Origin of the sequence: Achromobacter insuavis (assembly GCF_902859645.1) — a bacterium.
Lineage (GTDB): Bacteria > Pseudomonadota > Gammaproteobacteria > Burkholderiales > Burkholderiaceae_B > Achromobacter > Achromobacter insuavis.
Genome location: NZ_CADIJR010000013.1, coordinates 39,646 through 58,309 on the forward strand (window position 1 = coordinate 39,646; position 18,664 = coordinate 58,309).

Here is an 18,664-nt window from a genome sequence, read left to right on the forward strand (position 1 = left end):
AGAAGCCGACATGCTGAACCTTGCCGAATACCGCCAGCGGCCAGCGCTCTTGGCCGACTGGTTGCCTTGGGCCGGGCTGATCGCGACGGGCGTGGTACTGAACAAGGATGGCTCGTTCCAGCGCACGGCACGCTTTCGCGGGCCGGATCTGGACAGCGCCACGCAAGGCGAACTAATAGCTACATCAGCGCGGCTGAACAACGCACTGCGCCGGCTTGGTTCGGGCTGGGCCTTGTTCATCGAAGCCGAGCGCCGCCCGGCAGCAGGCTATCCACGCTCCGAATTCCCGGAGCCGTTGTCATGGCTGGTGGATGAAGAACGCCGCGCGGCCTTCGAGGAATCCGGCCAGCATTTTGAGAGTGCCTATCACTTCACACTTGCCTATCTTCCACCAGAAGAGTCCCGCGCCCGCGCCGCCAAAATGCTCTATGAGAACCCGCCAGGCGATGGCGTGGACTGGCGTGGGCGGCTGGAAGCCTTCGTGGCGGAAACGGATCGCGTGTTCGACTTGCTCGACGGCGTGATGCCGGAAATCGCCTGGCTCGATGACAGCCAGACACTGAGCTACCTGCACGCCACGGTGTCCATGCGGCGCTACCGCGTCGGTGTGCCCGACGTGCCGTTCCATATCGACGCACTGTTGGCCGACTGCGCCCTGGTCGGTGGTCTGGCGCCCATGCTGGGCGACCAGCACCTGCGCGTGGTGTCGGTGCGAGGCTTTCCGACTTCGACGTGGCCAGGGATTCTGGACGACCTCAACCGCCTGGGCTTTGGCTACCGCTGGAGCACGCGCTTTTTGTGCCTGGACAAAGCTGAGGCGGAAAAAGAACTCGGCCGCCTGCGCCGCCAGTGGTTTGCCAAACGCAAGAACGTCGTCGCGCTGTTGCGCGAAACGATCTTCCAGCAGGAAAGCCCGCTGGTCGATACCGATGCTAGCAACAAGGCGGCCGACGCCGATGCCGCCTTGCAGGAACTGGGCAGCGATCAAGTCGCTTTCGGCTACCTCACCGTCACTGTGACGGTGCTCGATGCCGACCCGGCCGTAGCCGACGAGAAGCTGCGCATGGTGGAGCGCGTCATCCAGGGCCGGGGCTTCGTGACCATCCCCGAGACCCTCAATGCAGTCGATGCCTGGCTGTCGTCCATCCCTGGCAATGCCTATGCCAACGTGCGTCAGCCCATCGTCTCGACGCTGAACCTGGCGCACATGATGCCGCTGTCAGCGGTGTGGGCCGGGCCGGAGAAGAACGCGCATCTGGATGGCCCGCCGTTGATCGTCACCCGCACCGATGGCGCGACGCCTTTTCGCTTGGTCACGCACATCGGCGACGTGGGCCACACGCTGGTCGCCGGGCCGACCGGCATGGGCAAGTCGGTCTTGCTCGCTACGCTGGCGATGCAGTTTCGCCGCTATCCCGGCTCGCGCATCTTCGCCTTCGATATGGGCCGCTCCATGCGTGCCACAATCCTCGGGCTGGGCGGCGAGCATTACGACCTAGGCAATGACGGGGCGATTGCTTTCCAGCCATTGGCCCGCATCGACCAGGAGGGCTACCGCACCTGGGCCGCCGAATGGGTGGAAGGCCGCCTGCTGCATGAAGGTGTCTCCATTGGCCCGGACGAGAAGGCCGCGATCTGGTCGGCACTCGGCAGCCTCGCCGGCGCGCCGGTGGAGCAGCGCACGCTGACGGGCCTCTCGGTGCTGCTGCAATCGAACGCACTGCGCCAGGCGCTCGCGCCCTATGTGCTGGGTGGTGCCCACGGCAAGCTGCTGGACGCCGATTCTGATCGGCTGGGTTCCGGCAGCGTGCAGGGCTTCGAGATGGAAGAGCTGATGCACAGCAAGGCGGCAGTGCTGGCCGTGCTGGGCTACCTGTTCGCCCGCTTCGATGAACGCTTCGACGGCGCGCCCACGCTGTTGATCCTCGATGAAGCCTGGCTGTTCCTCGATGATCCGGTGTTCGCTGCCCGCATCCGCCAGTGGCTCAAAACGCTGCGCAAGAAGAACGTCAGCGTCATCTTCGCCACGCAGTCGCTGGCCGACATCAAGGATTCAAGTATTGCACCGGCAGTGATCGAAAGCTGCGCCAGCCGGATTTTTCTCCCTAACCCACAGGCGACCGAGCCTCAGATCCGCACGATCTACGAGGGCTTCGGCCTCAACAGCCGCCAGATCGAGATCGTGGCGACCGCGCAGCCCAAGCGTGACTACTACTACCAATCGCGCCTGGGCAATCGCCTGTTCGACCTCGACCTGGGGCCAGCAACTTTGGCCTTCGCCGGGGCATCCACTCCGCAAGACCAACGCGACATGGATCGCGTGCTGCTGGACGCAGGCACACCGGGCTTCGCCGGTGCCTGGCTGCGTCATCGTGGCCTCGATTGGGCCGCTGATCTGCTGCCGTCCTCGCCGGCGGCAGCGTCCTTCCTCGCTTCTCAACCCCAGGAGGTTTCACCATGAAAACCCAACCCCGTTTGCGGTCCGTCTCGCTCGCCGCCGTGCTGTCGGCATCGCTGCTGGCCGTGCAGCCTGCATCCGCGCTGACGGTGTTCGACCCGTCCAACTTCGTGCAGAACACGCTGACCGCCGTGCGCACGCTGGAGCAGATCAATAATCAGATCAACCAGCTTCAGAACGAAGCGCAGATGCTGATGAACCAGGCGCGCAATCTGACGAATCTGGACTTCAACATCGTCAATCGCCTGCGCTCGACGCTGGCGACCACCGAGCGGCTGATCGCCGAGGCTCGCGGCCTGGCCTACGACGTGCAGAGCATGGATGCTACCTTCGCCCGGCTGTACCCGGAGCAGTACGCCGCGACCGTCAGCGGCGACCAGATGCTGCGCGACGCGCAGGAACGCTGGAAGAACACCTTGAACGGCCTGCATACCGCGATGCGGATGCAGGCGCAGGTGTCGCAGAACCTGGCGCAAGACGAAAGCGCGCTGTCCGACCTGGTCAGCCAGAGTCAGTCCGCCACCGGCGCACTGCAAGCCATGCAGGCGACCAATCAGCTTCTGGCCTTGCAGGCCAAGCAGTCGATCCAGGCGCAGCAGCTCCAGATCACGCAGGAACGCGCCGCCGCGCTGGAACTGGCACGCCAAGCAGCGGCTGTCGAACGCGGCCGGGAAGTGACGCGCCGCTTCCTAGGCGACGGCACGCCATACACGCCGCAGCGCGTGGATTTCTACGGCAACTGACGGGAGACGGCCATGCGATGCGTTTCCTTGCTGCTGCCCGTGCTGCTGGTCGCTTGCAGCCAGCAGCCGACCGAAGACCTGGCCGCAGCCTTGGCTGCCAATCCCGCGCGGCTCAAGGTTTTGCGTGCGCAGTGTGCAGCCGACCGGGCTACGGCAGGCGAAGACGCTTGCCTGGCTGCGGCTGAAGCCTTCCGGCGGCGCTTCTTCGCCGGTGAAACCGGGCCTGACGAGTTCCACACGCTGGCCGATCTGCCGCCGATCCCACCGAGCTTCGACACACCCATCAGTGACCAGGACGCCATGCCCTTCGAGGGGGACGTGCCATGAATGACGTGACAGTGATCGACCGATTCCTCGCTACCTTCTCGCGCTACATCGACTCGGGCTTTGGGCTGCTGCAGGGCGAAGTCGCGTTCCTGACCGCCACGCTGATCGTCATCGACATGACCATCGCTGGGCTGTACTGGGCGATGAGCCACGCCACCGGCCAGGGCGATGACTTGATCGCAAAACTGCTGCGCAAGGTGCTTTACGTCGGCGCCTTCGCCTACATCATCAACAACTTCAACTGGCTGGCCAGCATCGTCTTCCGCTCGTTCGCGGGCCTGGGCCTAACGGCCAGCGGCTCGACGATGAGCATGGGCGAATTTCTGCAACCGGGCCGCCTGGCCAAGACCGGCATCGACGCGGCAGCGCCGATTCTTGAGCAGATCAGCGACATGGCGGGCTTCCCCGAGGTGTTCGTGAACATGACGCCCATCGTGGTCATGTTCCTGGCCTGGGCCGTGGTGATCCTGTGCTTCTTCGTGCTGGCGATCCAGCTTTTCATCACGTTGATCGAGTTCAAGCTGACCACGCTGGCGGGCTTCGTGCTGGTGCCTTTCGCCTTGTGGAACAAGACCTCGTTCCTCGCCGAAAAGGTGCTGGGCAACGTGGTGTCCTCGGGCATCAAGGTGCTGGTGCTGGCCGTCATCGTTGGCATCGGCTCGGGCCTGTTTGCCGAGTTCCAAGTGCATCCGGCCGAGCCGTCCATCGACCATGCGGTGGTCATCATGCTGGCCTCGCTCACGCTGCTGGCGTTGGGGATCTTCGGGCCGGGCATTGCCACCGGGCTGGTATCCGGTGCACCGCAGCTTGGCGCAGGCGCGATGGCTGGTGCTGCGATTGGTGCCGCAGGCGCGGCGGTTGCCGTAGGTGCCGCAGCCACCGGCGTGGGCGGTGCTGTGATGGCCGGTGCGCGCATGGCACCGGCTGCCGCCAAGCTCGCCGGGTCTGGTGCGCGGGCTGCAACCTCGGCGGCTGGCAGCGCGAAGTCGGCTTTCCAGGCCGGTTCCGCCGCTGCGGGCGGCGGAGCCAAGGGCGCGATGGCCGGGCTGGGCAGTGTTGCCAAGGGCGGCGCACAGGCCGCTGGCCAGCGCGCTGGTGCTGGCATCAAGGCAGCAGCGGCCAAGGCTGCAGCGCCATTCAAAGCAGGCTGGCAAGGCTCTGGTGCCGATGGCGGCTCAGGCGGTGGCACTGCGGGGCCAGCCGCCGCAGGCGATGCCGCTGGCAACACAGCCAACGCGCAAAAACAAGAGCAGCCCGGTTGGGCCAAAAACCTGCAACGCCGCCAACGACTCATCCAGGCCACCACTACGGCCGCGCACACGCTGCGCGGTGGCGACGGCGGCGGTTCGGGCCAAGGCCCGAGCCTGCGGGATTCCGATAGCTGACTTTCAAGGAGAACTCCATGCGATTCAAACGACCGCAGGTGCGCTATGCCGATACGCCGCAGCCTGCCACTCCGTATCAAGCCGCTGCCCAGGTGTGGGACGAGCGCATCGGCTCGGCCCGCGTGCAGGCCAAGAACTGGCGGCTGATGGCCTTCGGCTGCCTGGTGCTCGCATTGCTGATGGCCGGCGGCCTGGTGTGGCGCTCGGCCCAATCCATCGTCACGCCCTATGTCATCGAGGTCGATCAGTCCGGCCAGGTGCGCACCGTGGGCGAAGCGGCCACGCCGTATCGGCCCACCGATGCGCAGACGGCACACCACATCGCGCGCTTCGTGACGCTGGTGCGCTCGCTGTCCATTGACCCCATCGTCGTGCGCCAGAACTGGCTCGATGCTTACGACTACACCACCGATCGTGGCGCGGCGGTGCTCAACGACTATGCGCGGGTGAATGACCCGTTTGCCCGCATCGGCAAGGAATCGGTGACGGTGCAGATCACCAGTGTGGTTCGCGCCAGCGAGGCGTCGTTCAACGTGCGCTGGACAGAGCGCCGCTACGTCAATGGCGCGGCGACCGGGCTGGAGCGATGGACGGCGGTGGTGTCCATCGTGCAGCAGACCCCGCGCACCGAAGAACGCCTGCGCCGCAACCCGCTGGGCATCTACGTCAATGGCTTGTCGTGGAGCCGTGAACTGGATTCTTCTGAAGGAGCCAAACCATGAATGCACGTTTCCGTAAAACCGCATTGCCGGTGATCCTGCTGGCATCGACTGTCCTGTTTGCGGGCTGCGCCACGCAGGGCAAGCCGCCGCCGGTGATCTCGCTCGATGAGCCGGTGCAGGCTCAGCCATTGCCCGAGCCGCCCACGCCCATCGAAGTGGTGGCAGTGCCCGAACCGTTGGCATTGCCCGGACAGTTGAAACCGCTGCCGGACGTTGATGCGACCCCGGCTTCACCGGAGCCTGCCGACGAGAAGGTGCGCGTTTCGCGTGCCAATGCCGAGGCGCGCATTGCGCCGACCCGTGAGGGCTACGTCAATGCGATCCAGGTCTGGCCCTTCACTGACGGCGCGCTGTATCAGGTCTATGCGTCCGTGGGCCGCGTGACCGTGATCGCGCTCCAGCCCGGCGAGGAACTGGTGACGGTCGCTGCGGGCGATACCGTGCGCTGGATCGTGGGCGACACCTCCAGCGGCAGCGGGGCCGATCTGCGCGTCAATGTGCTGGTCAAGCCTATCCGTTCCGGGTTGAAGACCAATCTGGTCATCACCACCAGCCGCAGGACGTACCTGCTGGAACTGACTTCGACCGACAAGGCATGGATGGCGTCCGTGTCCTGGGACTATCCCAAGGATCGAATGCTGGCCTTGCAGCGCCAGGCCCAAGCCGCCAACGCTGCCGCGCCGGTCGATGCAGGCTTGTCGCTGGAGAACATCCGGTTTCGCTATGCAATCAGCGGCAGCAATCCACCGTGGAAGCCGCTGCGCGCCTTCGACGATGGCGAGAAGGTCTATATCCAGTTTCCTGCAGGCATCGCCCAGGGCGAGCTGCCGCCGCTGTTTGTCATCGGCGCGCAGGGCCATGGGCAACTGGTGAACTACCGCTTCCGCTCGCCGTACTACATCGTGGATCGGCTGTTCGGTGCGGCCGAACTGCGCCTAGGGGCCGACAAGGGCGACGTGGTGCGCATCGAGCGCACGGATGGCATTGCTGGGAGGAACTGAGCATGAGCCAGGACGATACCCCCGACCTTGACGCGCCGCAGGCGGACAAGGTGGCACCCGAGGCGGTGGCGCTGCGCGCCCAACCGCGCCCGGTCACGCGCCTGAACCGGCGCACGCTGGCCATCCTCTCCGGCGGGCTGTCGGTCGGCCTGATGGGCGCACTGATCTGGTCGCTGCAACCGCAGCAACGCAGCGCGAGCGAGTCTACCGAGCTGTACAACGTGGATCGCGTGTCCAAGTCGGAAGGGCTGGATGCGCTGCCGACGGACTATTCCAAGCTGCCAGCGCTGCCGCCCGACGTGCCGGAGCTCGGGCCACCGCTGCCGGGCGATTTAGGGCCAGCCATCGTCAATTCGCAGCAGCCAGTTGCCGCCACCTATGCCGCGCCCGGCTACGACCCCAACGATGCGCTACGCAAGGAAGAAGAAGCAGCGGCAGCTTCATCGGTGTTCTTCCGCACGGGTTCCCCGCAGGCTGCGCCCGTGGCGCAGTCGCAGGTCGCTGCCGCGGCAGGCTTCGCTGCCAATGCCGCTTTCGATCCGCTGGCCGCTGGCCCAGCCTCGACGGCGGCCCAGCCTGCTGATCCGACTGCCGTGCAGAACCGGCAAGACCAGAAAGAGGCGTTCCTGACAGGCGGCTCTAGGGAAACCCGTAACTCCGGCAACCTGCAAATGCCCGCATCGCCGTACCAAGTCATGGCAGGAACGGTGATCGCAGGTGCGCTGGTGACGGGCATCAAGTCAGACCTGCCGGGCGACGTGATCGCCACGGTGACGGAGCCGATCTACGACACGGCCACAGGCAAGTTCCTGCTGATCCCGCAGGGTTCGCGCATCCTGGGCAAGTACAACAGCCAGGTCAGCTACGGCCAGAGCCGCGTGCAGGTGGTGTGGAACCGCATCATCCTGCCGGACACGTCTTCGCTCACGCTCGACAACCTGATCGGCACCGACCCGGCGGGCTATGCCGGTCTGGAAGACGACGTGGACTGGCATTGGGATCGGATTTTTGCCGGTGCCGTGCTGACGACGCTGCTGGGCGTCGGTGCCGAACTGGCCGCACCCGAGAACCGCCAGGACGGTGATCGCGTCATCATCGCCGGGCGCGACAGCCTGCAGGACACGGTGAACCAAGTCGGCCAGGAAGTGACCCGGCGCAACCTCAACATCCAACCCACGCTGACCAGCCGTCCCGGCTTGCCAGTGCGCATCATCGTGAACCGCGATCTGGTGCTGCGGCCCTATCAGCCGCTGTTCTTCAACAAGGGGACTTCGCGATGAGCTCGACCAGGAAACTGCGGCTGGGGCCGCTGCCCAAGACCGAAAGCGTCAAGCTGACCTTCGCTTGCTCGGCCAGCTTGAAAGCCGATCTCGACCGCTACGCCGCGCTGCATGCGCAGGCGTATGGCGAGGCGGTCGATGCCTCGACGCTGATCCCGCACATGCTGGAGGCGTTCATGGCGGGGGATCGGGGATTCAGGAAAGGAAACGCCAACAAGTCCTTGCCGCCGAACCCAAGCTGAAGGTGCACCGGAACCAGATTGACCATCACTCGAACGCGCAGCCCAACGCTGCGCGTTCTTCGTTCTGGATAGGCTGCGAGGGAATGGGCTAAAGTGACCGAGCAGGCCTGCCAGTTCTTGGCAATCTCCATCGCTACAACGCGACTCGGCTTGCTTTCTACAGGCTCTTATGTGGCCCCCAGTCCACAACACCGCATCCCCTGCAAGCGGCATAAAACAGAGCTAACCTATTGCCCCATATATGGTTTCAAGCCTCCCGTGTTTTGCACGAAAGGCTTGACGCTGGCCATTTTTTATACGTGGACGAGGCTGGCGCAACGCCCTCGGTCACTACGAATAGCGCCCCGTCCTACATGCGGATACCTTGGCCATGACCGTCGCCATGGAGGTTGACTGTTATATCCGAACAGGTATATTCATGTTTATCGAACTCCCGCGCCCCCTGTACTGGGAAGGATCCTCGAAAAAGGACTTCCAGGCCTTTCCGCTGGCCGTTCAGAAACACCTGGGAATGTGTCTGTTCATTGTGCAGTCGGGCAGGCGGCCGGCCGCGTCCAAACCCTGGCACGGACTCGGGTCGGGCGTTTTTGAACTGGTCGACGATCATCGGGGCAATACGTTCCGCGCCGTCTACCTGGTGCGCATTGGTAACGGCGTGCATGTACTGCACGCATTCCAGAAGAAATCCAAATCGGGCATTTCCACGCCGCGGCCCGACATTGCCTTGATCACGCGGCGGCTCAAACAGGTTCAGGCCCGCTATGGGCCCCACAAGAGACAATCATGACGCCCGCTACCGGCACCCTGAACGTTCTGTATGACCTCGGCCTTGAAGACGCCGCCGACCTGACCGCCCAGGCTCAACTTGCCATCAAGATCAACGATCTGATCGACCAACGTCAGCTCACCCAGGCCCAGGTTGCCGCCCTGACCGGCATGACCCAGCCCAAGGTCTCCCAGATCCGCCGCTACCAGTTGCGGAACATCTCGCTGGAGCGGCTGATGCGCGCCTTGGTCGCGCTGGACCAGCACGTCGAGATACGTGTCCGGAAGGCAAGGCCATCCGCGTCCGCCGGGATCAGCGTCACGGCTTAGCGCGAGCGGGGCAAGGCCACTGTACAGACGCCCCGCCCAACCGCTGTACGGGTACGGCCGCTCCCTTATTCGCTACCATAGGCCTCATGAAACTCGCTCTCGACCATCTCGTCGTCGCCGCCGCGGACCTGGACAGCGGCACGCGCCACGTGGCCGACCTGCTGGGCATTGCGCCCATGGGCGGCGGCGCGCATCCGCGCATGGGCACCCACAACCGCGTGCTGGGCATGGCGGGCGGCGTGTACCTGGAAGTGATCGCCATCGACCCGGGCGCGCCCGCGCCGCAGCGGCCGCGCTGGTTCGGGCTGGACCAGCCGGCCATGCGGGCGCGCCTGGCTGAAGGGCCGTTCCTGGCGCACTGGGCGGCGCGCGTCGAGGCGCCCGACGACCTGAACGCATGGCAGGCGCGGCACCCCGATCGCATCGCGCCCGCCATCCCCATGACCCGCGGCGACCTGCGCTGGCGGCTCACGGTGCCGGACGATGGCAGCCTGCCCGCCTGGCGCGAGGACGGCCAGGCAGCCGGCGACGGCCTGCTGCCGACGCTGATCCAGTGGGACGTGCCGGCCTATCCCGGCGTCAGCCTGCCGCGCCAGCCGCTGACGCTGCGCGCCCTGACCGCCACCCATCCGCATGCCGCGCTGCTGCGCCAGGGATTGGCCTGGCTGGGCGCGGACGCGCTCATCGCCATCGAACAGGCCGACGGGCCGCCACGCCTGCAGGCCGCCATCGAGACCGGCCAGGGCATCCGGATCCTGGCCTGACCCCCGCCACAAGAAAGACAACGGAGACATCCCCATGAGCGTCACCCTCAAGCGCTTCGACGACGCGCCCTACGAGCAGCAGTGCGAAGCCACCGTCATCGCCGTCGGCGCCGACGGCGTCGAACTGGACCAGACCCTCTGCTACGCCCGCAGCGGCGGCCAGGCCGGCGACAGCGGCACGCTGACGCTGGCCGATGGCCGCGCGCTGCCGGTGGCCGACACCGTCTACGCCGACGACCGCCGCCGCATCCTGCACGTGCTGGCCGAGGGCGCCGCCGCGCCCCAGGTCGGCGACCGCGTCACCGTGCGCATCGACTGGCCGCGCCGCCATCGGCTGATGCGCCTGCACACCTGTCTGCACCTGCTCGGTTCGCTGGTGCCGGCGCCGGTCACCGGCTGCAGCATTTCGCCCGACTCGGCTCGCATCGACTTCGACCTGCCCGAATCGACGCTCGACAAGGCCGACCTGACCGAGCGCCTGAACGCACTGATCCAGGCCCGCACCGACGTCACCGTCAACACCATCACGCCCGAGGAACTGGCGGCGCAGCCCGACCTGGTGCGCACGGTCGGCGCCGCCCCGCCCGGCGGCACGGCGCGCATCCGCATCATCGAGATCCCCGGCGTGGACCGCCAGCCCTGTGGCGGCACGCACGTGGCCAACACCGGCGAGATCGGCCCGGTCACCGTCACCAAGATCGAAAAGAAAAGCCGCACCAACCGCCGCGTGGTGGTGGCCTTCGCCTGAACCGTCGCGCCATGCAAAAGGCCGCCCGGGTGGCGGCCTTTTTTTGGTCGGAAACGCCTCGCGCCGGCGCCTCAGCCCTTCTTCCACCAGCGCCAGGGCGCCCGCAGCGGCCACTGGTACTTGCTGCCGAGCACGCGCGGCGCCAGCAGATGGCCGACCGCGATGGCGATGCCGGCGGCGGTCATGACGTCCGACAGGTAGTGGTCCAGGTTGACCAGACGGCTGACGGCGACCAGCGCGGCCAGCGACAGGAACGCCCAGCGCCAGCGCGGCGCCAGGATGCCGAGCGTCACCGCCACCGCGAAGGCGGCGTAGGTGTGGCTGGAGGGAAACGAATTGAACTGGTTGGCGCGCGAGAAGGCCTCGCCCAGCCCGTAGATGCCTTTGTCGAAGAACAGCTCGGGGCGCGCCCGCGCCACCGAACGCTTGAGCACCAGCACCACCAGGCCGCCCACCGCCATGGTCGACAGCATCAGCAGGCTGCCACGCGCCATGCTGGCGTAGCTCATGCGCACCGGATTGCGCCAGCCGCGCGCCAGGCCGACCAGGCCGACGATGTAGAACGCCAGCGCCACGCCGATATAGCGGCCGCTTTCGCCCATTTCGCCGATCCACTCGAACGATTCGTTGACGCCCTCGGACACCGTCTGCCGGATCCAGATCGCCAGCGGCAGGTCGACCCACAGGGCACAGGCGCCCGCCACCACGGCCAGCGCCAGGCCCGCCGCCACCCACGCGGCGGTGGACAAGGGGTTGCGAAACTCGTCCGCCGAAGCGACCACGCCGCCAGCCGGAAGCACGCGGGTCGGGGGAATGGGAAGATTCGTCGTCATCGGACCGGGTTTGTAAAGAGTCTTGTTCTCGGAAAGAGAATCGGCGAAGGCGAGCTATCGTAACCCCGCATTGCGGATTGAAGTGGGAAATTTGCTGCAAGGGGTAAAATCCCGCTTTTCCCCTCTTCTGCCCCCGGGATCTACACCCGTCACGGCGACCGACATGCAAGAAACCTCCCTGAAGCGCGCCTCGGCCGCGCCCGACGGCGCCGCCGTCCCGTCCTCCGCCGTCATCGGCTCCCCCCGCAAGCTTTACATCCGCACCTTCGGCTGCCAGATGAACGAGTACGACTCGGACAAGATGGCCGACGTGCTGCGCGGCGACCAGGGGCTGGAGCTGACCGACAATCCGGAAGAAGCCGACGTCATCCTGTTCAACACCTGTTCGGTGCGTGAAAAGGCCCAGGAAAAGGTCTTTTCCGACCTGGGCCGCGTGCAGCACCTGAAAAAGACCAACCCGAACCTGGTGATCGGCGTGGGCGGCTGCGTGGCCAGCCAGGAAGGCGAGGCCATCGTCAAGCGCGCGCCCTACGTGGACGTGGTGTTCGGCCCGCAGACCCTGCACCGCCTGCCCGACCTGATCCAGCGCCGCCGCGCCGAGGGCCGCTCGCAGGTCGACATCAGCTTCCCCGAGATCGAGAAGTTCGACAACATGCCGCCGCCGCGCGTCGACGGCGCCACCGCCTTCGTCTCGATCATGGAAGGCTGTAGCAAGTACTGCAGCTTCTGTGTCGTGCCGTACACGCGCGGCGAGGAAGTCTCGCGGCCGTTCGACGACGTGCTGATCGAAGTGGCCGACCTGGCCGACCAGGGCGTCAAGGAAGTCACGCTGCTGGGCCAGAACGTCAACGCCTACCGCGGCCGCATGACCGACAGCGACGAGATCGCCGATTTCGCCATGCTGCTGGAGTACGTGCACGAGATCCCCGGCATCGAACGCATCCGCTACACCACCTCGCACCCCAAGGAAATGACCCAGCGCATGGTGGACGCCTACGCCCGCCTGCCCAAGCTGGTGTCGTTCCTGCACCTGCCGGTGCAGGCCGGCAGCGACCGCGTGCTGGCGGCCATGAAGCGCGGCTACACCACCCTCGAATTCAAGTCGGTGGTGCGCCGCCTGCGCGCCGCGCGCCCCGACCTGACGCTGTCGTCGGACTTCATCGTCGGCTTCCCCGGCGAGACCGAGGAAGACTTCGAAAAGACCATGAAGCTGATCGAGGACGTCGGCTTCGACACCTCGTTCTCGTTCGTCTACTCGCGCCGCCCCGGCACGCCGGCCGCCGACCTGCACGACGACACGCCGCAGGACGTCAAGCTGCGCCGCCTGCAGCGCCTGCAGGCGCTGATCAACGAGCAGGCCGCCGCCATCGCCCGCAACATGGTCGGCACCCGCCAGCGCCTGCTGGTGGAAGGCCCCTCGCGACGCGACCCGAACGAGCTGATGGGCCGCACCGAGAACAACCGCATCGTCAACTTCGCCGCGCCCGCGCGGCTCATCGGCCAGATGGTCGACGTCATCATCACCGAAGCGCACACCAACTCGTTGCGCGCCCGGGTGGCCGACATCGACCGCGACGCCCAAGGGACCGAATGACCACTTCCCGCCCCCGCGCCCGCCGCAGCATGCCCGCCGTCGTCACCCTGGACGGCGACAACACCCACCTGGCCAACCTGTGCGGCCCGCTGGACGAGAACCTGCGCCAGCTGGCCGACGGCATGGGCGTGAAGCTCGCGCGCCGCGGCAGCCGCGTCACGATCGAGGGCGAGCAGGCCGAGCTGGCCGGCCGCGCGCTGCGCCGCTTCCATGAGCAGGCGGTGCACCGCGCCCTGTCGGTCGACGACATCCAGCTCGGGCTGGTCGAGATCGGCATCGGCCGCCAGGAAGAGAAAACGCAGGACGCGCCGGCCCGCGAGGCCGACCCGCTGCCGGCGCTGGACGACGACAGCGACGCCATCGCCCTGCGCACCAAGCGCAGCGATCTGCGTCCGCGCACGCCGCGCCAGCGCGACTACCTGAACAACATCCTCAAGCACGACATCACCTTCGGCGTGGGCCCGGCCGGCACCGGCAAGACCTGGCTGGCGGTGGCCTGCGCCATCGACGCGATGGAACGCGACACGGTGCAGCGCCTGGTGCTGACACGCCCGGCGGTCGAGGCCGGCGAACGGCTGGGCTTCCTGCCCGGCGACCTGGCGCAGAAGGTCGATCCGTACCTGCGCCCGCTGTACGACGCCCTCTATGACCTGATGGGCTTCGAGAAGGTGCAGCGCCTGTTCGAGAAGCAGACCATCGAGATCGCGCCGCTGGCCTACATGCGCGGCCGCACGCTGAACCACGCCTTCGTCATCCTGGACGAGGCGCAGAACACCACGCCGGAACAGATGAAGATGTTCCTGACGCGCATCGGCTTCGGCAGCAAGGCCGTCATCACCGGCGACCCGTCGCAGGTGGACCTGCCGCGCGGCCAGGAAAGCGGCCTGGCGCATGCCGTCAAGGTGCTGCACGACGTGCAGGGCATCGCCACCACCCGCTTCACCAGCCGCGACGTGGTGCGCCACCCGCTGGTGGCCCGCATCGTCGATGCCTACGACCGAGCCTCGGAAAATGACGCCTGACCTGTCCCTTTCCGTCCAGTACGGCGTCGAGGAACCCCGCCTGCCGCGCTGGCGCCTGCGCCGCTGGGCCGAGCGGGCGCTGGCCGCCGCGGCCGAGGACGGGCTGGTGGACTTCAGCGCCGCCGAGCTCAGCCTGCGCCTGGTGGGCGTGGCCGAGGGGCGCCGCCTGAACCGCGATTTCCGCCAGCGCGACTACGCCACCAACGTGCTGACGTTCGAGTATGGCGTCGACCCGCTGGGCGTGGCGCGCGGCGACATCGTGATGTGCGTGCCGGTGCTGGTGCGCGAGGCGCGCGAACAGCGCAAGGCGCTGCTCGACCACGCCGCCCACCTGACCCTGCACGGGGTGCTGCATTCGCTCGGCTACGACCACATCAAGGCGCGCGACGCCCGCCGCATGGAAGCGCTGGAGACCGCCACGCTGGCCCGCATGGGCATCGCCGACCCCTACACCGAGGCGTGATCTCCGGCCCTGGGGTCAACCCTGAGCAATCGGCGCGAAATGGCGTCCAGCAAGGCGCAGATCGCGTCGGTTGGACCCATTTTCCGGGGTTGCGTTACAAATTGAGCGCCAGATTCGGTTATGCTGGCCCCTCCATAACTTGTCCTCCCGGACGATGTCTGACCCCTACCCTGCTCCCGAAGCGACGCCTGCTCGCTCATCCAAACCCGCCACCAAATCCCTTCTAGACCGCCTGCTTTCCCTCGTGCGCCGCGAGCCCGAGGACCGTGAAGGCATCAAGGCCGTTCTCGAAGCCGCGCATGACCGCGACCTGCTGGACGCGGAGTCCTACAAGATGATCAAGGGCGCGCTGGCCGTGTCCGAAGGCACCGTCGGCGACATCATGGTCCCGCGCTCGCGCATGGACCTGCTCGACGTCACGCAGCCCATCCCCTACCTGGTGGCCAACGTGATCGAAACCGCGCACTCGCGGTTCCCGGTCTACGAAGGCGACCGCGACAACATCATCGGCATCCTGCTCGCCAAGGACCTGCTGCGCTGCATGCTGGAACCCGGCATCGAAGTGCGCACGCTGGTGCGTCCGGCCGTGTTCATCCCGGAATCCAAGCGCCTGAACGTGCTGCTGCACGAGTTCCGCGCCAGCCGCAACCACCAGGCCATCGTCATCGATGAGCATGGCGGCATCTCCGGCCTGGTAACGATGGAAGACGTGCTGGAACAGATCGTCGGCGACATCGAGGACGAATTCGACGAAACCGAGGAAGACTCGATCTTCCCCGAGGGCGAGAACCAGTGGCGCGTGCTGGCCGCCACCGACATCTCGCACTTCAACGACGTGTTCGGCTGCCATCTGCCCGACGACGAGTACGACAGCGTCGGCGGCTGGATGGGCGGCCAGCTCGGCCGCATCCCGCGCCGCGGCGACGTCGCCGAGATCGACGGCCTGAAACTCGAAGTGGCGCGCGGCGATGCCCGCCGCGCCATCTGGCTGCGAGTCAAGCGCGTGGCGCCGTCGCGCGGCGTCCCGCCCGATACCGACGCATGAGCCGCGCCGCCCGCGGTCCGCTCCTGCTGGGCGCGGCCGGCCTGACGCTGGCCGGCGCCGTCCACGCCCTCACCTTCGCGCCCGGTCCGCTGCCGGACTGGGCCCTGGCCATCACCCAGATCCTGGCGCTGGCGGTGGCCGCCCGCGTCACCCTGTACGCGCCGTCGGCGCGCCAGGCGTGGCTGCGCGGCTGGCTGTTCAGCTTCGCCACCTATGCGCTGGGGCTGTACTGGATCTTCATCAGCCTGCACCGCTACGGCGACCTGGCCGCGCCGTTGGCGGTCGCCGCGGTCCTGGCGCTGTCGGCCTTCCTGGCGCTGTTCCCGGCCACCGCCGGCGCGCTGGCGCGGCGCTACACGCCGCTGGCCGCCGACTCGACGCCGGGACGGGTGCTGTCGGCCACGCTGGCCTGGGGCGCGCTGTGGGCCGGCTTCGAATGGATCCGCGCGGTGCTGCTGACCGGCTTCCCGTGGCTCAACATCGGCTACGCGCAGGTCGACAGTCCCATCGCCGGCTGGGCGCCGCTGCTGGGCGTGCATGGCATGGCCCTGCTGTCGGCCTTCGCCGCCGCCGCCATCGCCAGCCTGTGGCGTCCCGCGGGCCAGCAGAAGCAACCACGCGACGGCCGCCACGCGCTGGCCGCCGGCGTGGCGCTGGCGCTGGCCGCCGCCGGCTGGCCGTTGTCGCGCATCGACTGGTCGGCCCCCAGCGGCGAGCCGCTGAACGTGCGCCTGGTCCAGGGCAACATCGAGCAGTCGCAGAAATTCGATCCGGCGCTGCTTGATCAGAGCCTGCGCCGCCATCTGGAACTGGCGGCCATGCCGCCCGCGCCCGGCGTGCCGGCGCCGCAGATGGTGATCCTGCCGGAAACCGTGCTGCCGGTCTTCCAGGACCAGCTCGATCCGCGCGTCTGGGAAATCTGGCGCGAGGTCGCCGCGCGCCAGAATGCCGTGATCGCCATGGGCGCGCCGGTCCACGACGTGGTCAACGGCCGCGACCGCTACACCAACAGCGTGTTGGGTTTCGACGGCCAGACGCCGGCCTCGCAATTGATCAGCGGCGCCACCGCGATGCGCTACGACAAGCGCCACCTGGTGCCCTGGGGCGAATATGTGCCGCCGGGCTTCCACTGGTTCGTCGAGATGTTGAACATCCCGTTGGGCGATTTCGACCGCGGCGCCGAGCGTCAGACGCCGTTCGCGGTGGGCGGCCAGCACATCGCCTTCAACATCTGCTACGAAGACCTGTTCGGTCCGGACCTGCTGCCCGCGCTGCAGTCCGGTCCCAACGGCGAACCGGGCGCCACCATCCTGGTGAACGTCAGCAACCTGGGCTGGTTCGGCGATAGCTGGGCCTTGCGCCAGCACCTGCAGATCGGGCGCCTGCGCACGATCGAGACCGCGCGTCCCATGCTGACCGCCACCAACACCGGCATCACCGCGGCCATCGACGCCAAGGGCCATGTCGCGGCCCAGCTGGCGCCGCTGCGGCCCGGCGTGCTGCCGGTGTCGGTACAGGGCATGGCGGGCCTGACGCCCTATGCCCGATTCGGCGACAAGTCGGCGCTGGCGCTGATCGGCCTTGCGCTGATCGCCGCCTTCGGCATCAACCGCCCGCGCCGCAACTGAGCCTGAACCGGGCCAGGCCTGGCCTGGTCCGGCGCTGCCCGGCCGACGCTTTCCTGTTTGGCGTGATCAGACACTGGGGCCTGTGCGAGGCTCCTTGTCGTGTGCACGGGCCCTAGCGCAACAGATTGGCGGGCAGCGCGCCGCTGTCGTCGACCGGCCGCAGCGGCCCCACTCCCGCGCCCGTCAGCTCGATGGCGTCAGCGATGCGCGCCATGTCGTCACTGTCCAGCTCCAGTTCCGCCGCGCCCAGCACGCCGTCGACCTGCGCCACGTTGCGCATGCCGACAATGGCTCCGGTGACGCCCGGCCACGCCAGGGTCCAGGCGATGGCGACCGCCGCCTGGGTCGTGCCGTGGCGTTCGGCGATGGGCTTGAGCGCTTCGGCCAGGGCCAGATTGCGCGCCAGGCAGGGCGGCTGGAATTCAGCGTTGCGCGAACGCCAGTCGTCCGCGCGCAACGCCTGCGCCCGCTCGACCGAAAAACCGCCGCTGAGCAACCCCGATTGCATCGGGCTGTAGACGATGACGCCGGTGCCGTTCTGCGCGCACCAGGGAATCAGGTCGGCGCCCGCGCCGCGCTGGATCGCCGAGAACGGCGGCTGCAGCGACTCCACGTGCCCCAGCGCCTCGGCGTCCTGCAATTGCGCCAGGTTGTGGTTGGACAGGCCGACCGCGCGCACCTTGCCTTCGCGCTTGAGGTCCAGCAATTCCTGCCAATAGGCCTCCAGCGGCGTGCCGTCGCCGGCCGGCCAGTGCATCTGGTACAGGTCGATGCGCTCGACGCCCAGACGGCGCAGCGATCCCTCGATTTCGCGGCGGATGCTGGCCGGCGCGCCGTTGCGCCGCGGAGTCGCCTGCGGCTGCTCGGGCGACCAGGTCAGGCCGCATTTGGTGAAGACGTAGGGCCGTTCGCTTGCGCTCATCTGCGCCAGCGCGCGTCCCACCACCTCTTCGGCGTGGCCCAGTCCATAGACGGCGGCGGTGTCGATCCAGTTGATGCCGCGATCGACCGCGAGGCGGATGGCGGCGATCGAATCGGCGTCGTCCTGCGGCCCCCAGCCGATGGCCCAGGCATTGCCGCCCATCGCCCAGGCGCCCAGGCCGATGCGCGTGATCGACATATCGCTGCGCCCCAGCGGGCGCGTCGGAAAAGAAGTCGTGGTGCTCATGCGAAAAAAATCTCCTGCCGGCAAAACGTCATGGCGGATCCCGCCCGGGTCCCCGCAACAGTCACGATAGCACTCGTCCAAGCCTTTGATTTTCCGGTGTTGTGCGCCTCGGGCGCGGCGTTCCGGAAACGACTGACACCCTTGCC

19 protein-coding genes are annotated in these 18,664 nt (G+C 67.3%); 17 read left to right on the plus strand and 2 right to left on the minus strand.

Annotation, left to right across the window (positions count from 1 at the left end; all coding sequences use genetic code 11):
- The first annotated feature begins 10 nt into the window (after window positions 1-10).
- From trbE to H0523_RS09850, 12 genes are all read left to right on the plus strand, one after another.
- A complete protein-coding gene (gene trbE, locus H0523_RS09795; RefSeq protein WP_019043465.1) occupies window positions 11-2,461 on the plus strand; it encodes a conjugal transfer protein TrbE in 2,451 nt (816 codons plus the stop codon).
- Window positions 2,458-3,201, plus strand: a complete 744-nt coding sequence (gene trbJ, locus H0523_RS09800) for a P-type conjugative transfer protein TrbJ (RefSeq protein ID WP_023083101.1) — start codon at window positions 2,458-2,460, stop codon at window positions 3,199-3,201. Before trbE ends, trbJ begins: the two co-directional genes overlap by 4 nt.
- Before the next feature lie 12 nt (window positions 3,202-3,213).
- Window positions 3,214-3,528: a hypothetical protein gene (locus H0523_RS09805; protein WP_023083100.1), complete on the plus strand. Its 315-nt coding sequence runs from the start codon at window positions 3,214-3,216 to the stop codon at window positions 3,526-3,528.
- Window positions 3,525-4,913 (plus strand): P-type conjugative transfer protein TrbL, encoded by a 1,389-nt coding sequence (gene trbL, locus H0523_RS09810; RefSeq protein ID WP_019043468.1) that lies wholly within the window; start codon window positions 3,525-3,527, stop codon window positions 4,911-4,913. The genes H0523_RS09805 and trbL overlap by 4 nt, the downstream gene beginning before the upstream one ends.
- Window positions 4,914-4,930: 17 nt before the next feature.
- Window positions 4,931-5,635 carry a conjugal transfer protein TrbF gene (gene trbF, locus H0523_RS09815; protein ID WP_019043469.1) on the plus strand — a complete coding sequence of 235 codons (705 nt, stop codon included), beginning with the start codon at window positions 4,931-4,933 and terminating at the stop codon, window positions 5,633-5,635.
- Window positions 5,632-6,636, plus strand: coding sequence for a P-type conjugative transfer protein TrbG (gene trbG / locus H0523_RS09820; protein ID WP_023083099.1), 1,005 nt, complete (start codon window positions 5,632-5,634; stop codon window positions 6,634-6,636). The genes trbF and trbG overlap by 4 nt, the downstream gene beginning before the upstream one ends.
- A 2-nt stretch (window positions 6,637-6,638) precedes the next feature.
- A complete protein-coding gene (locus H0523_RS09825) occupies window positions 6,639-7,916 on the plus strand; it encodes a TraB/TrbI/VirB10 family type IV secretion system protein (protein ID WP_019043471.1) in 1,278 nt (425 codons plus the stop codon).
- A complete protein-coding gene (locus H0523_RS09830) occupies window positions 7,913-8,158 on the plus strand; it encodes a DUF2274 domain-containing protein (RefSeq protein WP_019043472.1) in 246 nt (81 codons plus the stop codon). Before H0523_RS09825 ends, H0523_RS09830 begins: the two co-directional genes overlap by 4 nt.
- A gap of 418 nt (window positions 8,159-8,576) precedes the next feature.
- Entirely contained in the window at window positions 8,577-8,945 is a 369-nt protein-coding gene (locus tag H0523_RS09835; protein ID WP_054429216.1) for a type II toxin-antitoxin system RelE/ParE family toxin, read from the plus strand.
- Window positions 8,942-9,253 (plus strand): helix-turn-helix domain-containing protein, encoded by a 312-nt coding sequence (locus H0523_RS09840; protein ID WP_054428562.1) that lies wholly within the window; start codon window positions 8,942-8,944, stop codon window positions 9,251-9,253. Before H0523_RS09835 ends, H0523_RS09840 begins: the two co-directional genes overlap by 4 nt.
- 86 nt (window positions 9,254-9,339) lie before the next feature.
- Window positions 9,340-10,017, plus strand: a complete 678-nt coding sequence (locus H0523_RS09845; protein WP_054428563.1) for a VOC family protein — start codon at window positions 9,340-9,342, stop codon at window positions 10,015-10,017.
- 34 nt (window positions 10,018-10,051) lie between these two features.
- Complete coding sequence (locus H0523_RS09850) at window positions 10,052-10,765, plus strand: alanyl-tRNA editing protein (RefSeq protein ID WP_054428564.1); 714 nt, start codon at window positions 10,052-10,054, stop codon at window positions 10,763-10,765.
- Window positions 10,766-10,836: 71 nt separating this feature from the next.
- On the opposite strand, the gene H0523_RS09855 is transcribed toward H0523_RS09850, so the two are convergent.
- A complete protein-coding gene (locus H0523_RS09855; RefSeq protein ID WP_082404285.1) occupies window positions 10,837-11,598 on the minus strand; it encodes a phosphatase PAP2 family protein in 762 nt (253 codons plus the stop codon).
- A 163-nt stretch (window positions 11,599-11,761) separates the two neighbouring features.
- Here H0523_RS09855 and miaB point away from each other — a divergent pair, with 163 nt between their 5' ends.
- The 5 genes from miaB (at window position 11,762) to lnt (ending at window position 17,350) form a co-directional block, all read left to right on the plus strand.
- Window positions 11,762-13,192 carry a tRNA (N6-isopentenyl adenosine(37)-C2)-methylthiotransferase MiaB gene (miaB, locus tag H0523_RS09860; protein WP_054428566.1) on the plus strand — a complete coding sequence of 477 codons (1,431 nt, stop codon included), beginning with the start codon at window positions 11,762-11,764 and terminating at the stop codon, window positions 13,190-13,192.
- Window positions 13,189-14,214 (plus strand): PhoH family protein, encoded by a 1,026-nt coding sequence (locus H0523_RS09865; protein ID WP_054428567.1) that lies wholly within the window; start codon window positions 13,189-13,191, stop codon window positions 14,212-14,214. Before miaB ends, H0523_RS09865 begins: the two co-directional genes overlap by 4 nt.
- On the plus strand, window positions 14,204-14,677 hold the full coding sequence (gene ybeY, locus H0523_RS09870) for an rRNA maturation RNase YbeY (RefSeq protein WP_054428568.1): 474 nt from the start codon (window positions 14,204-14,206) through the stop codon (window positions 14,675-14,677). Before H0523_RS09865 ends, ybeY begins: the two co-directional genes overlap by 11 nt.
- A 154-nt stretch (window positions 14,678-14,831) precedes the next feature.
- Window positions 14,832-15,722 carry a CorC family transporter gene (locus tag H0523_RS09875; protein WP_054428569.1) on the plus strand — a complete coding sequence of 297 codons (891 nt, stop codon included), beginning with the start codon at window positions 14,832-14,834 and terminating at the stop codon, window positions 15,720-15,722.
- Window positions 15,719-17,350, plus strand: coding sequence for an apolipoprotein N-acyltransferase (gene lnt, locus H0523_RS09880; protein WP_054428570.1), 1,632 nt, complete (start codon window positions 15,719-15,721; stop codon window positions 17,348-17,350). Before H0523_RS09875 ends, lnt begins: the two co-directional genes overlap by 4 nt.
- A gap of 112 nt (window positions 17,351-17,462) precedes the next feature.
- Here the strand turns inward: lnt and H0523_RS09885 are convergent, their stop codons facing one another.
- A complete protein-coding gene (locus H0523_RS09885; RefSeq protein ID WP_082385797.1) occupies window positions 17,463-18,518 on the minus strand; it encodes an aldo/keto reductase in 1,056 nt (351 codons plus the stop codon).
- Window positions 18,519-18,664: the final 146 nt, after the last annotated feature.

What these genes read in the sequence shown, in the direction of transcription:
- H0523_RS09805 (WP_023083100.1), top strand. Translation starts at nt 3,214, where the DNA reads ATGCGATGCGTTTCCTTGCTGCTGCCCGTGCTGCTGGTCGCTTGCAGC.
- trbJ (WP_023083101.1), top strand. Translation starts at nt 2,458, where the DNA reads ATGAAAACCCAACCCCGTTTGCGGTCCGTCTCGCTCGCCGCCGTGCTG.
- trbG (WP_023083099.1), top strand. Translation starts at nt 5,632, where the DNA reads ATGAATGCACGTTTCCGTAAAACCGCATTGCCGGTGATCCTGCTGGCA.
- H0523_RS09835 (WP_054429216.1), top strand. Translation starts at nt 8,577, where the DNA reads ATGTTTATCGAACTCCCGCGCCCCCTGTACTGGGAAGGATCCTCGAAA.
- H0523_RS09885 (WP_082385797.1), bottom strand. Translation starts at nt 18,518, where the DNA reads ATGAGCACCACGACTTCTTTTCCGACGCGCCCGCTGGGGCGCAGCGAT.
- H0523_RS09850 (WP_054428564.1), top strand. Translation starts at nt 10,052, where the DNA reads ATGAGCGTCACCCTCAAGCGCTTCGACGACGCGCCCTACGAGCAGCAG.
- trbL (WP_019043468.1), top strand. Translation starts at nt 3,525, where the DNA reads ATGAATGACGTGACAGTGATCGACCGATTCCTCGCTACCTTCTCGCGC.
- H0523_RS09845 (WP_054428563.1), top strand. Translation starts at nt 9,340, where the DNA reads ATGAAACTCGCTCTCGACCATCTCGTCGTCGCCGCCGCGGACCTGGAC.
- H0523_RS09830 (WP_019043472.1), top strand. Translation starts at nt 7,913, where the DNA reads ATGAGCTCGACCAGGAAACTGCGGCTGGGGCCGCTGCCCAAGACCGAA.
- trbE (WP_019043465.1), top strand. Translation starts at nt 11, where the DNA reads ATGCTGAACCTTGCCGAATACCGCCAGCGGCCAGCGCTCTTGGCCGAC.
- H0523_RS09855 (WP_082404285.1), bottom strand. Translation starts at nt 11,598, where the DNA reads ATGACGACGAATCTTCCCATTCCCCCGACCCGCGTGCTTCCGGCTGGC.
- miaB (WP_054428566.1), top strand. Translation starts at nt 11,762, where the DNA reads ATGCAAGAAACCTCCCTGAAGCGCGCCTCGGCCGCGCCCGACGGCGCC.
- lnt (WP_054428570.1), top strand. Translation starts at nt 15,719, where the DNA reads ATGAGCCGCGCCGCCCGCGGTCCGCTCCTGCTGGGCGCGGCCGGCCTG.
- trbF (WP_019043469.1), top strand. Translation starts at nt 4,931, where the DNA reads ATGCGATTCAAACGACCGCAGGTGCGCTATGCCGATACGCCGCAGCCT.
- H0523_RS09875 (WP_054428569.1), top strand. Translation starts at nt 14,832, where the DNA reads ATGTCTGACCCCTACCCTGCTCCCGAAGCGACGCCTGCTCGCTCATCC.
- ybeY (WP_054428568.1), top strand. Translation starts at nt 14,204, where the DNA reads ATGACGCCTGACCTGTCCCTTTCCGTCCAGTACGGCGTCGAGGAACCC.
- H0523_RS09865 (WP_054428567.1), top strand. Translation starts at nt 13,189, where the DNA reads ATGACCACTTCCCGCCCCCGCGCCCGCCGCAGCATGCCCGCCGTCGTC.
- H0523_RS09840 (WP_054428562.1), top strand. Translation starts at nt 8,942, where the DNA reads ATGACGCCCGCTACCGGCACCCTGAACGTTCTGTATGACCTCGGCCTT.
- H0523_RS09825 (WP_019043471.1), top strand. Translation starts at nt 6,639, where the DNA reads ATGAGCCAGGACGATACCCCCGACCTTGACGCGCCGCAGGCGGACAAG.